This window comes from Streptomyces sp. NRRL B-24484, from assembly GCF_000717715.1.
In the GTDB taxonomy this organism is placed as follows: Bacteria; Actinomycetota; Actinomycetes; order Streptomycetales; family Streptomycetaceae; genus Kitasatospora.
Window position 1 is genome coordinate 87925 of the sequence record NZ_JOAI01000005.1, and the last position, 15038, is coordinate 102962.

Here is a 15038-nt window from a genome sequence, read left to right on the forward strand (position 1 = left end):
ACCGCTCCGCCGAAGCACATTTCCGGCGGAGCGGATTGGGGGCGTCGATCGATGACGGCTCGTCAGCTCGGCTCCTCCCGGACGACCAGCAGGGTCTTGCCGATGGTCGCCCGGGACCCGATCGCGGCATGCGCCTCGGCGGCGCACTCCAACGGGAAGCGCTGCCCGATCAGCGGCCGCAACCGGCCGGCCGCGCCCTCGGCGAGCGCCTCGGCGGTGACGGTGCGCAGCACCGCCGGGTCCGGCCGGCCCGGGGCGACGAGTTCCACCCCCCGGGCGGCGGCCGTCTCCGGCGGGATCGCCGCCCAGCTTCCGCCGGCCAGGCCGTAGCTGACCATCCGTCCGCCGGGAACAAGCAGCTCGAAGGCGGCCCGGGCGGGAGCGCCGCCGACCCCGTCGAGGACGACGTCCACGCCGCCGGTGCCGGACCGCACCAGCTCCGGCCAGCCGGCCTCCCGGTAGTCCACGGCGAGTTCCGCGCCGAGGCCCGCCGCGACCGCCGCCTTGCGCTGGCCGCCCGCCGCACCGGCCACGGTCGCCCCCGCGGCCGCGGCCAGCTGCACCAGCAGGCTGCCCACCCCGCCGGCGGCCGCGAGGACCAGCACCCGGTCCCCCTCACCGACCCGGCCGGCCCGCAGCTGGAGCAGTGCGGTGCGGCCGTCGGCCAGCAGCGCGACGGCCTCGTCCAGGGGCAGCCCCTCCGGCACCGCGACCAGGTCGGCGGCGTTCGCGAGCGCCCGCTCGGCGTAGCCGCCGGAGCCGCCGGTCGAGGTCACCACCCGGCGGCCGAGCAGCACGGGGTCGACGCCCTCGCCGACCGCGGCCACCGTGCCGCCGACGCCGTTGCCGGGCACCAGCGGCGGCACCGCCGCGAACGGCCCGCGGCCGCCGGCCCGGAACTGCGTCTCGACGAAGGTGGTGTTGGCGTACGCGACGTCCACCACCACCTGCCCCGGACCCGGCACCGGATCGGGCGCCTCCCCCGCCACCAGCACCTCGGGCCCGCCGAACTCCGTCAACCACACCGCACGCACGACCGCTCCCCGGTTCGCTCCGACACCTGGCCCCAGCCTGCACGTTCAACCGGACTTCAGGTCAAGGGCGGACGCCGGACCGACGCGCGGCCCGGTCACACCACGGCCACCGGTCCGGTGCGCCGGTCGGTGTAGTGCGCCAGGTAGGCGGCGAACTCGGGCGCGGCGGGCACCTCCTCGTGCTGCAGGGCCTGCCAGAGCCGGTTCTCCACCCAGAAGCGGTGGGCGAACTCCTCGAAGCTCGCGGCGCACCGGGCGACCGCCGCGCTCAGGTCCGCCGGCCCCTCCGCCTCCTCCCACTCCGGCAGGCGGGCGAAGTCCAGCGGCGAACCCACCACGAAGGCCTTCCCCGCGGGCCGCAGGTAGAGGTACCAGAACACGCAGTCCTGCTGGTCCCGCAGGAAGCGCACCAGCCGGGCACCCGGCTCGAACGGGCTCGGCAGCGGCTGCGACACGTCCGTCCAGCAGGCCGTCACCGACACCTCGTCCAGCACGTCGTGACAGCGGGCCGAGGTCTGCAGGGCAACGAAGTCGGCGGGCAGCTCACAGCCGGTGCCGGCCAGCGCCGCCACGACCCCGTCCAGCAGTGCCACCCGCTCCGGATCCGCCGGACCCACCCCGCCCAGCCAGCCGAACCCCCCGTCGAACCGGTCGGCCGGGGCCGGCGGCAGGCTCTCGTACGGGTACCACTCGTAGGTGCCGCGGCACGGCCGGTGCACCCCCAGATCGGTGCCGCACCACGCCGGGACGAACTCCACCGGCCGGTCGGACCCCACGCTGCTCACGGCGCTCTCGGTGCTCACGGCTGTTCCTCCGGACGGGCTCGGCTGCTCCCTGCGCATCCTGCCGTCCGGCACTGACACTGATAGTCGTAACTGGGTCCTGGGCGGGGATCAGCCGAGGTGGGTGAGGAGGACGGCGGCCTCCGCGCGGAGCCGCTCGGCGCGGTCGGGGCGGCCGGCCCGGTCGTACGTCTCCGCGGCCTCCGCCCGCTCGGCGGCCTCCGCCCGGACGATCGCCACGATCTGCTCCTCCTTCAGCTCCCGGCGGGGCACCTCGGCGGCACCCGCACCGATCGGGATCAGCTCGACGGCGAGGTTCCGGCCGGCGTCCTCGGGGCGCTCCACCGCCTCGGCGTTGTCGAGCGCCGCGAGGGTGGGCCGCAGGGCGTCGACGGCGACCTTGTCGCGCGCCTTCATCGCCACCGTGAGGGCCGCCCGCAGGCGGGGCCGCAGGGGCAGGTCCGTGGTCGTCGGCTCACTCGTCATCCCCGGACGCTAACCGGCTGCCGCCTCCCCCGCGACCGAATTCCCGAGCGCACCTGGGCATGCGAAAACAGGGGCGCGGGGAACTGCGCAGCCCGGATGCGGCTCACCTCGTGGATCAGGGCTGTGCCCGGATCCCACAGGTGCCCGCTCTCGGATTGCACAGTTCCCCGCGCCCCTGATCTGCATCCACCCGAATTGCGGGTGACGCCGATCCCGAATTGCGCAGTTCCCCGTGCCCCTGAGGGGGTGACTGTCAGGCGGCGAGGAGGTCGCGGAGGAGGGCCACGGTGTCCGGGTCCAGGTCGCGGCCGGTGCGGCGGCTGAGGGCGTCGAGGCGGTTGACGGCGCGGACGAGTTGGTCGCGGGCGCCCGCGGAGGCGTACGCGTAGAACAGGTCGCGGTGCAGGAGTTCGACGTCCGGCGCGACGGCGAGGGCGCGGAAGATGGCGGCCTCGGCCGTCCGGTGGTCGCCGTACTGGAGGCGCCGGACGGCGAGTTCGTGCGCGGTGTCGACGATCGCGGCGAGCATGTCCTGCCGTTCCGGTTCGGCCCAGCCGTACGCGTCGGCCGGGGCCTCGGCGAACGGCGCGCCGCGGACGAGGGCGAGGGCGTGGGCGAGCGCCGCGTCCGCCGTGGAGCTGGTGGAGCGCATGCCCCGGCGGTAGAGCCCGCGGAACTCGTCCCAGTCGCAGCTGACGGTCGGGGCGAAGGCGTAGCCGTCCGGCTGGTCGGTCCGCAGGTGGGCGCGGCCGTCCGCGGAGGTGCCCAGCCAGGCGGCGAGGCGGGTGAGTTTGCCCGGCAGCGGGCTGGCGGCGAGGGAGGGGGCGAGTTCGGCGAGGTGGGCGGCGCCGGGGTGCAGTTCGCGGTCCAGGGTTGCGTGGTCGACGCCCGGGCGCAGGGTGATCAGGGCGGCGAGCTCGGTGAGTCGGGGGACGGCGGCGGGTTCGGTGGTGCCGGTGGCGCCGGTGACGTCGACCGGTCCGAGGACCCGCAGCCTCGGTGCGGAGCGGCCGGTGTGGGCCTCCGGCGAGCGGAGGATGGCGAGCAGTTCGGCGCTGTCGGTGCGGGCCGCGGCCGCGCGGGGCGTGCCGACGGCCGGGGAGGCGACGTCGGGTGCCGGGTCGTGGGTCGGTGTCGGTTCGGGGGCGGGTGCCTGGTCCGCGGAGCGGTCGGGCTGCTGGGGGACGGCGGGCTGCGGCGGGCGGCCCGGTCCGGAGGCGGCGTGCCGGCCGATGCCGTTGGCGGTGTGCCGGGGCGGCTGCGGCGTGTCGTCCCCGCCCCCGGCGGGCCGGTCGGTTGTCGGCCGGTCCGCGGGCGGTCCCTCCACGGCGGGCCGGTCCGCGGCCGACTGCGGCACGGGCGGCCGGTCGGCGGCGGCCGGGACGGGGGTGAGCGGCGGTGCGGCCGGGTTGACGGGCGTGATCGCCCGGACCGCGGACGGCCCCTGCTGCGGCGGGGTGACGGTCGGGGCGGTGCCGGCGAACGGGCTGGCGCCGGTGCCGATCACCCGGGCGACCAGCCGCGGCGCGGCGTCGTCGGCGTTGCCGGCCGGGCGCCCGTCCGCCGGGCTGCCGACGGCGGCCAGCACCGGCACGGGCACGGGCAGTTCGGCCGGTTCGAGGTCGTCGCCGGGGCCGTCCAGGGTCCACTCGGGCGCCGGGTGCTGGGTGGTGTCGCCGGAGGCGCGGACGAGTTCGGCGAGGTGCCCGTACTGGGTGTCGTCGAGGCGCTGCAGTTCGACCTGGAGGTGCAGGCCGGGCAGGGTGGCGGCGCCGGTGGTGGGCAGGGTCCAGCGGGCGACCGGTCCGCTGCCGCGTTCCGGGGCGCGGGTGATGACGGCGAGGCAGCTGCGCGGCTTGGCGTCGAGCAGCCGGCCGAGTTCGGCGGGCACCTGGCCGGCGGGCGGCTGCGCGGAGAGGACGATCTCGGGGACCCAGGCCTCGTCGGACCGGCCGCGGCTGCGGGCGTCCCGCGGGCTGGTGGCCTCGGCGGCGACCAGGGTGGCCCGGGCCCGGGCGGTGCGCGGGCCGAGTGCGCCGAGTGCCTGCTCCAGCGAGTCGTAGCGGTGGACGCGCTCGGCGGCGCGGCCGGCGATCGGCAGGTCCTCGGCGAAGCCGACGAGGTGCAGGTGGAGGCGGTCGGCGAGCGGGCTGTGGGCGAGTTCCAGGGCGAGGGTGCGCAGCACGTCGCGGGCGTCGTCCGGGTGGCCGGCGAGGTGCACCAGCCGGACGGTCTCCAGGTCGGCGAGGACGACCGAGCCGTCCGGCGAGGTGCCCAGGGTGACCAGCGCCGGGTACGGCGCCGAGGCCTTGGCGGCCTGGCCGGGCGACAGCAGTTCGTTGGAGTCCTCCGGGCACCACCACACGTTGGCGGCGTGCGCGGCGCGGAAGGGGGCGATCGGCACGGCCGGGCCGGACAGGTGGAGTTCGACGGTGCGGCCGGGGGTGATCCGGGCGGCGACCAGGGAGGGCAGCCGCTTGCCGGTGCGGACGGTGTTGCGGGCGAGCGTGCGCAGCGCCCGGTCCAGCAGTTCCAGGGCGGGCACGTTCTGCCGGGCCTTCAGCTCGGCCTCGAAGGCGGCGGCGGACGGCTCCGGCATGGTGATCCGGTGCCGGGGCCGGCGGGTGCGCTGCTGGTCGCCGCGGCGGCGGGCGACCGTACCGATCATGATCGCCGCCAGCAGCACGCCGACCGTGGAGGCGGCGAGCGCCGTGGTGTAGTCGCCGGAGGCGGCGTGCGTCTCGTGGCCGATGTCGGCGGGGACGGCCGACGGCGCCGGGGTGTGCTCGGCGGGTGCGCTCGGCGCGGGGCTGTGCGGTGCGGGTGTGCTCGGCGCCGACGACGCGGGGGCGGGCGTGCTCGGTGCGGGCGTGCTCGGTGCGGGTGTCGCGGGAGCGGGGGTCGCGGGAGCGGGGGTCGCGGGAGCGGGGGTGGACTGCGCGGGCGGCTGCGGGGTCTGCTGCTCGGGCTGCGGCTGCTGCGGGGCGGGTTGCCGGGCGCCGGGGACGGCCAGCACCGTGCCGGGCGCCAGCACGTCCGGGTCGGTGAGGCGTTCCCCGTCGGGGGCGCGGACGCCGCGGTTGACCTCGAAGAGTTCGGGCCACCTGTCCCCGTCGCCGAGTTCGCGCTGTGCGATGGCGGAGAGGCTGTCGCCGGGGGCGACGGTGACCGAGGAGTGCTGCGGGGCGGGCGCGGGGGCCTGCTGCGGGGCGGGGGTGCCGCCGGCGGCGTCGGGCCCGGCGTCGCCGGGCATCAGCAGCTTCCAGCCGGGGTGGATCGGCCGGTCGGCGTCGAAGCGCCGTCCGGAGTCGTCCATCACCCGGCCGTCGTTGAGCCGGGCGATCTCCTGCCACCGCTCCCCCGAGCCGAGTTGGCGCTCGGCGATGGACCAGAGGCTGTCGGCGGGCCGGGTGTCGCGGACGGTGTAGACGGGGTGGTCCTGGGCGGGTGCGGCCGGGGCGGCCGCCGGTGCCGCCGCGGGCAGCGCCGCGTACCGGGGTGCGGCGGGCAGTGCGGCCGCGACGGCCTGCGGGCCGCGTTCGGGGACGGCGGCGAAGGCCGATCCGGCCACCGGCAGCAGGGCGAGGACGGATCCGACCAGGCCGGCCGCGATCCGCTGGCTCCAGCCGAAGGCGGGGATCCGTCGGGCGACCCGGCCGCGCAGCTGGGCGGGGATCTCGACCAGGACGGCCAGCGCGAAGCAGAGCCAGGCGATCCAGCCGACGCCGACCAGCGCCCACAGGAAGAGCCGTCCGTCGTCGGGGCTGGTGAGGACCTCCACCGCGCCGCCGCCGGTGGCGGGTTCGCCCATCGAGGCGACCGCCAGGGTGCCGTAGCCGAGCAGCGCGGGCAGTCCTGCCAGCAGGGCGACCAGCGCGAGCAGCGCGCCGAGGGCGGCGGCCACCGAGCCGGCGGTGCGGCGGCGGCCCGGACGGAGGGGCACCGGGCGCCGGACGCCGGCGGCTGCCGGGGTGCCGGGGGCGGCGGTGCGGGCGGGGTCGTCGGCTCGTCGCGCGGCCATCAGCCGTTCTCCGCTTCCGTGATGCCGTGCACGAGGGTGGCCTTGCCGTACCCGTGCACCTCGAGGTGGGTGAAGTCGGGGAGCACCGCGCCGATCAGGGCGCTGGTGTAGGTGCCGGTGGTCCGCACCTCGACGGTGTGGTCGTCCACCAGCCGGGTCGTCCCGGTGAGGTTGTAGGCCTGCAGGTAGTCGTCGGCGGCCCGTTCGGCGGCCTCCTGGCTGACGATGCGGTAGCCGCGGCCCTGCAGCACGGCGTCGACGTCGAGCTGCTGGCTCGCGACGCGGGCGGCCTCCTGGGCGCGGGCGTCGGCGCGTTCGATGGCTCGCAGCCGCCCGCCGAGGTCGAGCACGATGCCGACCAGGACGACCAGCGCGGCCGCGCAGATCGCCACGTACACCGACAGTGCGCCGTCGTCCGGGCCGCGGCGGCGCCGCGGCGGTGTTCTCCGGTGTGCCACCGGCCCCCCCTCTCCTGCTCGGTCGCCGCCGTGGCGGCCGACCCTGCTCAGTCGCCGCGGTAGCGGTCGACGACCGAGGTGAACTCCCCCGTCATGGTCTTGTCCCCCTGGAGCGCGTCCACACCCAGCAGGTCGCGCAGCGGCACCGAGCAGCGCACCCGCACGGTGACGGTGCCGAGTTCGCCGCCGGGGGTCTGCAGGGTGCCGTAGGACACCGGGGTGACCGGGTCCTGCGAGCAGCGGACCTTGCGCCTGCCGAGGACGTCCTGCACGGCGTCGGCGGCGGCCTGCCGGGCGCCGTCCTCGGTGCGGGCGAGCGAGGCGGCGCGGGCGCCGGCCCGGGCCGCGGCGTCGACGACGGCGCCGGTGCTCTGCACCCGGCCGGCGGCGACCACGATCAGTACGAAGGCGAGCACCACGGGCAGCAGCAGCGCCGCCTCGACGGGGACGGCGCCGGTGTCGCGGCCGGCCGTCGGCCGCCTGCGGGCGGTCACGGCCGCCCGCCCTGCGGGACGAACCGCTCGCGGGGTGCGCTGAGCGTCTCGGTGATGGTCAGCCGGTCGAAGAACGGCACGACGGACTGCGGACGGACCGTCACCGTCATCTGCTGGGTCTCGGCGTCGGAACCGGCGTGGTCGACGCTCTCGAGTTCGGCGAGCCGGCCGAAGCGGGCGAGGAACTCCCGCACCCGCGCGTCCCCGTCCTCGGCGGTGGCACCGCGCACCCTGCCGGCGTCCACGCCCTCGCGCAGCGCGGTGAGGGCGACCTGGTCGGCGTACCACCAGAGCGAGGCCTGCACCACGAGCATGACGGCGGTCAGCACGACCGGGAAGACGATGGCCAGGCCGAGGACGACCGCCCCGCGGTCGCGCAGTGCGGCGGTGCGCGGGGCGGCGGGGACGCACGGGCGGTGGATCACTTCACCGCGTCCGGCACGTCGGTGGGGATCTTCTGCTCGGCCTTGCCGGCGAGCAGCTTGACGGCGGCCAGCACCGCACCGGCGATGGCGACCAGGACGATGATCGTGAGGGCGAGTTCGATGCTGATCGCGCCGCGGTCGCCGGAGGCGCGGGCGGCGCGCAGTCTGCCGAGGCGCACGTGCAGGTAGGGCATGCCGAGGTGCAGGGGCAGCAGGACGGGCAGCAGGAGGGCGGTGGCCAGGGGCTTGAGCCTGGCCGCGGTCTCGGTCATGGTGTGGTCTCCAGGACGGGCGGTCGGGTGGTCGTCGGCTGCTCAGCTGACGTCGAGCATCTGGTACAGCGCGGGAAAGACGATCAGCACCGTCATGAGCAGGGTGAGCGCCGAGCCCGGCGCGACCATCCGCTCGCTGTCGGTGTTGGCCTGCGCCAGTTCCTCGGCGAGCAGTTCGCCGCGGAGGCTCTTGGCGCGGGCACGCAGGGTGTCGTACACGGCGGCGCCGTCGGTGCCGGAGATCCGCATGATGTCGGCGAGGTCCTGGAGGGGGGTCAGACCGAGTTCGGCGGCAAGGGCGTCCAGGCCGTCCCAGGGCGGCAGGCGGTCGGTGGCGGCGCGTTCCAGGGCGTCCCGGATCCGCCGGAAGACGGTGCCGCGGCCGACCGCGGCGGCCCGCCGCAGGGCCTCCGCCGGTCCGCAGTCGGCGGCCCGTTCCAGGGCGACGAGTTCGAGGTAGGCGGCGACGCCGTGCAGGTACTCGGTGCGGGCCTCCTTGGCCTCGCCGGCGGCGATGCCGTCCGGGACGAGCCAGAGCACGGCGGCCAGCACCGGACCCGCGACCAGCGGGACGGCGACCGGCAGGCCGATCCCGGCGACCGCGGCCATCGCCACCAGGTAGCCGGGCAGGACGAGGCCGACCAGCGCGAACAGCAGTTTGTGCGCCATGAACCGGGCCGGGCTGCGGCCGATCAGGGCGAGCTGCTGGTGCGGGATCCGGGCGCCGGGCAGCCGCAGCGAGTCCGCGCCGATCCGGTCGTACCAGGCGGGGCGGGTCTCCTCGGCGGGGCGCGGGTCCGGGGTGCGGTGCAGCCGGCCGAGCGCCTGGCCGAGGTCCGGCGGCGCGGGCCGGAGTTCGGCGAGCAGCAGGGCGAGGCCGCCGGCCGCGGCGCCACCCGCGAGCACGGCCCAGGGCGAGATCATCGGGCCTCCTTGGCCGCGGTGGCGGCCTCCGGCGCCGGCTCGGCCTCGACCGGGTCGCCGGGCAGCCGGCCGGCCTTGCTGCGCCGGTCCGGCTCGATCAGGCGGGGCAGCGGGGTGTGGGCGGCGAGCGAGCGCATCCAGGCGATCACCCCGACGAACGCGGCGGCGACCACGGCGAGCACCACCTGGCCGGTGACGCTCGCGTACGGCGCGGTGTAGCGCGGGTTGAGGGCGCCGGCCGCGATCACCACGAGGATGATGCCGACCAGCCAGCGGACGGTGGTGCGGTGCTTGGCCCGGTCGGCCTCGATGGCGCGGCGTTGGCGGACCTCCTCGCGGACCGACTCGGCGATGTCGGCGAGCGCCCGGGCCAGGCCGGGTCCGCTGTCCCCGGACCGCAGCAGCAGGGCGGCGAGCACCTTGTCGGCGGTGGCGTCGGCGAGTTCGTCGCCGAAGGCGCGCAGTGCGTCCTCCGGCCGCCAGCGGGACTGCAGCCGGGCGGCGAGGTCGCCGATCTCGGTCTCCAGGGCGGGCGGTGCGGTGCGGCGGCTGGTGACGATGGCCTGGTTGAGGCCGACGCCGAGCAGCAGCACGTCGGCGAGGCGCTGCGTCCACTCGGCGAGCGCCTCCAGCCGTTCGATCCGCCGGGTGTCGGAGCGGGTGGCGTCGTACAGCCAGGGCAGGCCGAAGACGGCGAGCGGCAGCAGCAGGACGGTCAGCGGGATCCCGGTGAACAGCCAGGCGCCGGCGCCGCCGGCCACCGCGAGCACGGCCTGGACCCGCCGCGTCCGGGCGCGGCCCGGACTCGCCGTCCCGGGGGCGCCGTACCAGAAGGTGTGCAGCCGGCCGCTGCCCGGCCGGGCCTCGGGCTTCTCCTCCCGGGTGCCGACCAGGCCGGCCACCAGGGCGACCAGTCCGCCGGCGACGGCGAGGCCGCAGAGCACGAAGAGCAGCATCAGCGGGCACCGCCGATCCGCAGCGCCAGCGGGGCGCCCCAACTGCCGTACGGGGACTGCAGCAGTCCGGCGTCGAAGCCGGCCCGGCGCAGGTCGTCCAGGCACTGCGGCGGGGTGTGCGGGACGGCCCGCGGCTCGCCCTGTTCGGTGCGCGGGCCGAAGACCTGGTTCATCGCCGGGCGGCCGCTCTCGCCGAGGCCGGTGACCTCCAGGACGTGCGAGACGAAGCGGTGCCGGCGGCCGCCGACGGCGGTCTCGTCGACCATGGTGACGTGCACGACGAAGTCGACGGCGTTGGCGGTGAGCCGGTAGGCCAGGCTGTCGGTCATGTGGGCGCCGTACTCCAGGCAGAGTTCGGCGATGCGGTCGACCACCATGTGCGGGGCCCGGGCGTGCAGGGTGCACATCGAGCCGCCCTCGCCGTTGGTCATCACCCGCAGCATGGGCACCACCTCGGCGGAGCGGACCTCGCCGACGATGATCCGGGAGAGCGTCATCCGCAGCGCGGCGGGGATGAGCTCACCGATCGTCAGCTCGCCGGCGACCCGGCCGTCGACCCGCTCGCCGTTGCCCTCCCGGGCCTCCATCGGCACCACCTGGCGCAGGTGGCCGAGGGTGTGCAGCCACAGCTCGAACTCGGTCTCCAGGGTGCCGACCCGCTCGTCCGGCGGGATCTCGGCGGCCATCGCGCGCAGCAGGCTGGTCTTGCCGACGCCCTGGGTGCCGGTGACCATGACGTTCTTCTTGGCCCGGATCGCCGCCGCCAGGAAGGCCGCCAGCGTCGCGTCCAGGGTGCCGAGTCCGACCAGGTCGCCGAGGGTCGCCGAGGCGACCCGGTGCCGGCGGATCGCCACGTACGGGCGGGGGGTGACCTCGGTCAGCGCCTGCAGGCGCATGCCGCCCTCCAGCCGCAGCGCGAGCGTGGGGCTGGCGGTGGAGAGGCTGCGCTCGCCGCCGCCGTGCTGGCGGGCCAGGTCCTGCAGCAGCTCGACGAGTTCGGCGTCGCTGTCGGCGATCGGCGGCACCTGCCGCAGCGGTTCGTTCGCCCGCGACACCCAGACGTCGTCGCAGCCGTTGACCAGGATGTTCTCGATGTCCGGGTCGTCGAGGTACGGCTGCAGCCGGCCGGCCCGGAACAGCAGGTCGTAGACGGCCTCGGCGAGCGCGCGGTCCTGGTCGCGGGTCGGCGGGATCCCGTGGGTCTGCGCGTACGCGTCGGACCAGCGGGCGACGACCTCCTCGATCAGCGCCCGGCCGCGCTGGCGCCGGGTGGCCCGGTCGACCTCGCCGGCGCCCTCCAGTTTGGCGAGCTGCTGGTGGAGTTCGGCCGCGACCTGGCGCTTGAGCTCCCGGGCGACCTGCGGGTCGACGGCCGGACGGACGCCGACCGGCTGCAGCGCGGGAACCGCCGCGACCGGCGCCGCGGGCCCGGACGGCCGGACGGGACCGGGGACGAAGCCCGGGCCCGGCGCGGCGCCGGGGGTCGGCAGCTGCCAGGGCAGCGAGGACGGCCCCTGCTGGAGCGGACTACCGCGCACGGAGCACCTCCCCGTACCCGGTCTGCGGCTGCTGCCGGTCCGTCGGCGGGAAGGGCGCCGGGGCCGGCGGCTGCGGGACGGCCGGCGGTGCGATGTGCTGCGGGAAACCGACCGGCTGCGGATCGGGCGCCGGCGCCCACGGCTGCCGCGGCGCCACCGGACCGAGCACCGGGCCCGGCGCGGGGACGGCGCCCGCGGCGGACTGGGCCTGCGGGTACGGCTGCGGGTACGGCTGTGCCTGGGGCTGCGGCTGCGGGTACGGCTGGGCCTGGGGCTGCGGGTACGGCTGCGGGTACGGCTGCGCCTGCGGGGCGAGCCGCTGCCGCCGGTGGGCCGCGACCTCCTGGATCCGGTCGGCCGCGCTGCGCACCGTCCGCATCAGTTCGGAGCGGACGAACCGCCGGTCGGCGGTGTCCCCGCCGTCGGAGAGCACCTTGGCGGTGCGGGGGGCGAAGGGCAGCAGCCCCAGCGCGAGGACGCCGAGCTCGCGGGCGGCCTCGGCCAGCGGGTACGGGCCCTCGGCGACCGGCAGCAGCCCGAGCGCGTCGGCGCCGGAGCCGGCGCCCTCCAGGTCGTCGCGGAGCGCGGCGATCCGGGGCCGGGCGGCGGACAGGCCGCGCAGCGTGGTGCGGACGGTCGCCACCACCACGTCGGCCCGCCGGGCCAGCACCGCACCCGGTCCGGCCGCGCCGGAGCGGCCGAGGTCGACGATCACGTCGTAGCCCTGGGCGTCCAGCGCCTGGAAGGTCTCGGCGAGCGGCTCCCAGGTGTAGGCGAGGCCGGGGGCCTGGGCGGGGTCGGTGAGGCCCGGCAGCAGCAGCCGGTCGGCGGTGCCCTCCGGGGAGAGGTCGACGAGCTGCTCCCAGACGGTCTGGGCGAGCAGGCCGCGGCGGTCCGCCACCGCGAGGTTGCGCAGCCCGTAGACCGCCTCGATGCGGCCCTCCAGTGCGCCTGCCAGGACGGCGCCGCCGTCCGGGTCGCACTCGGCGAGCAGGACCTTGCGGCCCGGCGGCAGCGGCCAGCTGAGCAGCAGGGCGAGGGCGGTGGTGGTGGCCCCGGGGGCACCCGGGCCGCCGACCACGGCGACGACCGCCATCAGGTGCCACCTCCCGTACCGCTCTTCGGACTTCCGGTGGCCCTGCCGCTCGGGGTACCGGCGGGGGGCGGGACCGACCCGGTGCTCCCGTTCCCGGCCGCGGTGCCGCTCGCTGACGGCTCGGGCGCCGGGGCGGACGCGGCGGCGCCGGCCCGCGGCGCGAGGATCACCTGGAAGCGGCCGGAGGAGACCCAGAACGCCAGCCGCGGTCCGTCTGCCGAGGGGACGGCCACGTCCACCACCTGGCTGCCGTCGGTGTCGACCCGGCCGACGGTGACCACCACCGCGGCGATCGTCTCCGGTGCCCGCCCGGCCCCCGCCTGGTCGCCCTTGGCGTCCGGGGTGGACACCACCAGCACCTGCAGCCCCGGCTGCAGCCGCGTGGCGGGCAGCTGGGTGCGCTTGGCGGCGAGGCCCACGGTCTGCTGGTCGGGCTGGAGCACCGGGGCCGTGGTCACGTCCGCCTTGAGCAGCAGGGCGCCGCGCCGCAGGTCGGTGGTGGCGCGCATGCCGATCGTGCGGGTCCGGTCGCGGGCGTCCAGCGGGCGCAGCACCGGGTCCCCGGCGATGTGCGCGACCACCAGGTCGTCGGCGGTGACGATCTGTCCCATCGGGACGTCGCGGGCCAGGGCCAGCACCGCGATCCGCTGACCCGAGCTGGTGTACAGGGCGGCGCCGCCGAGGCCGCCCGCGGCGATCAGTGCGACCGCCATCGCCAGCACGGCGGGCCGGCGCCGCCGGGCCCGCAGGGTGCGCGGCGGCACGTGCGGGGCCGGGCGGTGCGGCTCGGGGGCGAAGGCGGCGGTGCCTGCGCTCGGCGTCGGGACGTTGCGGGTTTCCACCGGGCTTCGGCCTTTCCGGAACTGGTGGTTCGTCGTGGGGTCGGGGGCGTGGCCGGCGGTCAGTTGAGCGCCTGCACCTCGGCGACCTTCAGCGGCAGCGGCTGGTCCGTGGTGACCCGGTAGTCGACCGCGAACACCCGCGCGCCGGTGTCGGAACGCACCGCCTCGACCCGCCAGGTCAGCGTGGCGGTCAGGTAGAACGTCTGGTCCTGCTGGCCGCCGGACGCCTTCCGGTAGGTGTGGCCGCAGGGCGGTTCGGTGCCGGCGCCCGCGGTGTAGGCGGTGCCGGGGCCGGTGCAGTCGGCGCCGGCCGAGCCGTCGCCGGCGTCCCAGTGCACCTTCGTCAGCCGGGCGGTGGCGGTGACGCTCATCGTCCGGCCCTTGGCGGTGGCGCTCTGCGGTCCGGCCGTGGTCGGGCCCGGGGTGTACCAGAGCCAGACCGGCACACCGACGACGGCGGTGGCGGCCGGGGCCGCGTGCAGCGCCGGCGAGTCGAAGTGGATCATGCCGAGCGCCTTCATGCCCAGGTCGTACGGGCGGTCCGGCGGCGGCGCGCCGCCGGGCGGCTGGGCGAAGAACATCGGCGGCTTGGGCGACAACTGGCCTCCGACGCCGCGGCAGTTGACCTCGTACACCGCCCCGTCGGACGGGGCGTGGCCGTCCCAGGCCGGGTCGCTCGCGGGCGGCTGCGGCTCGGAGCGGTGGTAGTAGCAGCCGTCGGCGGTGGAGAACCAGCCGAGGTCGTCGTCCCAGCAGGGCCACTGCAGCCCGTTCCAGCTGCACATCTGCACCCCGCCGGCGGACCCGCCCGACGACCCGCCGCCCCCGCCCCCGGGCTCCGCGGTGCTCCCGGGCTCGGTGACGACCACGCAGATGTACCTGTTCCGGCACAGCCCCGCGTCACCGGTCGGCCCCTGGTCGGCGACCGCCGGCGTGGCGGCCGTCAGTGTCAGAAAGAGTGCGGCAACGAGCATGCGCCGCAAGGATTTCAGCATGTCCGCCCCACCTCACGGGTGACTTCCACAATGGTCCAGCTCGCGCCGTTCTTTCGCAGTCGCGTGGTGGAAACGTAGCGCCCGAGGCGCTGTTGGGGATCACGGATTGCCTTGGTCGCCGGGTCGGCCTGGTGCCACCCCGTGACGTCCAGGCAGTCCTCGATCTCCGCCGTCGGCGGATTGGCCGCGGCATCCAGTTTCCGGACCACCGGAGAAGTGCGGGGTGCTCCGATCATCACGAGCTTGGACTCGTGCAGTTGGTGGAGGCTGGCGAGCTCGTCGCTCAATGCCTGACCGGTCGAGTACGCCTGTAGTTGCGAACCGTCCGAATCCGGCCGGGCGAAAGCATCGACCTTGGCGTCCCACCAGGCCTGATAGGTGCTCAGGACCAGGCGGGCGACGGCTCCGTCGGAGCCTTCGGTCGGGGCGGTGCCGCCCGTACCCGAACCACTCGAAGGAGTTACTGCCGTCCCACCGGGAACAGCCGTCACAGGAGTACCCAGACGGTCCGCAGAACCCCCTGCACCGGCGGAGGAACAGGCACCGAGCGCCAACAGCAGTGCCACCCCACCGATCCCGACCGCCCCAGGGCGCAACACATTTCCGCGCTGCCGCATCGCCCCACCTCGTAGCGCCAGACCTCGTCCGCGGCCGTGGTCGCAAAAATCATCTGCCGTCCCTCGGAGCCGCCGCGGGGACATCGATTCTTCGCCAC

The 15038-nt window shown here is 76.4% G+C and carries 15 protein-coding genes; all 15 read right to left on the reverse strand.

The features are described from left to right. Nucleotides 1-62: 62 nt before the first annotated feature. The 15 genes from IE98_RS0105965 to IE98_RS48920 all read right to left on the reverse strand — a co-directional run bounded on the left by IE98_RS0105965 (nucleotide 63) and on the right by IE98_RS48920 (nucleotide 14889). Nucleotides 63-1034, reverse strand: a complete 972-nt coding sequence (locus tag IE98_RS0105965) for a zinc-binding dehydrogenase (RefSeq protein ID WP_030265289.1) — start codon at nucleotides 1032-1034, stop codon at nucleotides 63-65. A gap of 95 nt (nucleotides 1035-1129) precedes the next feature. After that, nucleotides 1130-1837, reverse strand: coding sequence for a hypothetical protein (locus tag IE98_RS0105970; protein ID WP_106976523.1), 708 nt, complete (start codon nucleotides 1835-1837; stop codon nucleotides 1130-1132). A gap of 90 nt (nucleotides 1838-1927) precedes the next feature. Then, on the reverse strand, nucleotides 1928-2302 hold the full coding sequence (locus tag IE98_RS0105975; RefSeq protein ID WP_030265293.1) for a GatB/YqeY domain-containing protein: 375 nt from the start codon (nucleotides 2300-2302) through the stop codon (nucleotides 1928-1930). Between the two features lie 253 nt (nucleotides 2303-2555). Continuing rightward, on the reverse strand, nucleotides 2556-6323 hold the full coding sequence (locus tag IE98_RS51865; protein ID WP_052390179.1) for a LysM peptidoglycan-binding domain-containing protein: 3768 nt from the start codon (nucleotides 6321-6323) through the stop codon (nucleotides 2556-2558). Then, nucleotides 6323-6781 carry a hypothetical protein gene (locus IE98_RS0105985; protein WP_052390180.1) on the reverse strand — a complete coding sequence of 153 codons (459 nt, stop codon included), beginning with the start codon at nucleotides 6779-6781 and terminating at the stop codon, nucleotides 6323-6325. Before IE98_RS0105985 ends, IE98_RS51865 begins: the two co-directional genes overlap by 1 nt. Nucleotides 6782-6828: 47 nt before the next feature. Beyond that, nucleotides 6829-7275 carry a TadE family protein gene (locus tag IE98_RS0105990; RefSeq protein ID WP_030265302.1) on the reverse strand — a complete coding sequence of 149 codons (447 nt, stop codon included), beginning with the start codon at nucleotides 7273-7275 and terminating at the stop codon, nucleotides 6829-6831. Next, a complete protein-coding gene (locus tag IE98_RS0105995; protein WP_052390181.1) occupies nucleotides 7272-7700 on the reverse strand; it encodes a TadE/TadG family type IV pilus assembly protein in 429 nt (142 codons plus the stop codon). The genes IE98_RS0105990 and IE98_RS0105995 overlap by 4 nt, the downstream gene beginning before the upstream one ends. After that, entirely contained in the window at nucleotides 7697-7972 is a 276-nt protein-coding gene (locus tag IE98_RS0106000) for a hypothetical protein (protein ID WP_030265308.1), read from the reverse strand. The genes IE98_RS0105995 and IE98_RS0106000 overlap by 4 nt, the downstream gene beginning before the upstream one ends. A 42-nt stretch (nucleotides 7973-8014) precedes the next feature. Further along, the gene (locus IE98_RS0106005) at nucleotides 8015-8896 is read right to left on the reverse strand and encodes a type II secretion system F family protein (RefSeq protein ID WP_030265311.1); all 882 of its coding nucleotides are present in this window, start codon (nucleotides 8894-8896) and stop codon (nucleotides 8015-8017) included. Then, complete coding sequence (locus IE98_RS0106010) at nucleotides 8893-9852, reverse strand: type II secretion system F family protein (protein WP_030265314.1); 960 nt, start codon at nucleotides 9850-9852, stop codon at nucleotides 8893-8895. The genes IE98_RS0106005 and IE98_RS0106010 overlap by 4 nt, the downstream gene beginning before the upstream one ends. Continuing rightward, the gene (locus IE98_RS0106015; protein ID WP_078660798.1) at nucleotides 9852-11390 is read right to left on the reverse strand and encodes a CpaF family protein; all 1539 of its coding nucleotides are present in this window, start codon (nucleotides 11388-11390) and stop codon (nucleotides 9852-9854) included. Before IE98_RS0106015 ends, IE98_RS0106010 begins: the two co-directional genes overlap by 1 nt. Further along, nucleotides 11380-12486, reverse strand: coding sequence for a hypothetical protein (locus IE98_RS51870; RefSeq protein WP_063748870.1), 1107 nt, complete (start codon nucleotides 12484-12486; stop codon nucleotides 11380-11382). Before IE98_RS51870 ends, IE98_RS0106015 begins: the two co-directional genes overlap by 11 nt. Further along, entirely contained in the window at nucleotides 12486-13328 is an 843-nt protein-coding gene (locus IE98_RS0106025) for an SAF domain-containing protein (protein WP_063748871.1), read from the reverse strand. Before IE98_RS0106025 ends, IE98_RS51870 begins: the two co-directional genes overlap by 1 nt. Nucleotides 13329-13387: 59 nt before the next feature. Next, a complete protein-coding gene (locus IE98_RS44290; RefSeq protein WP_052390182.1) occupies nucleotides 13388-14302 on the reverse strand; it encodes a hypothetical protein in 915 nt (304 codons plus the stop codon). Nucleotides 14303-14316: 14 nt separating this feature from the next. Further along, on the reverse strand, nucleotides 14317-14889 hold the full coding sequence (locus IE98_RS48920; protein WP_159400839.1) for a hypothetical protein: 573 nt from the start codon (nucleotides 14887-14889) through the stop codon (nucleotides 14317-14319). Nucleotides 14890-15038 lie beyond the last annotated feature (149 nt).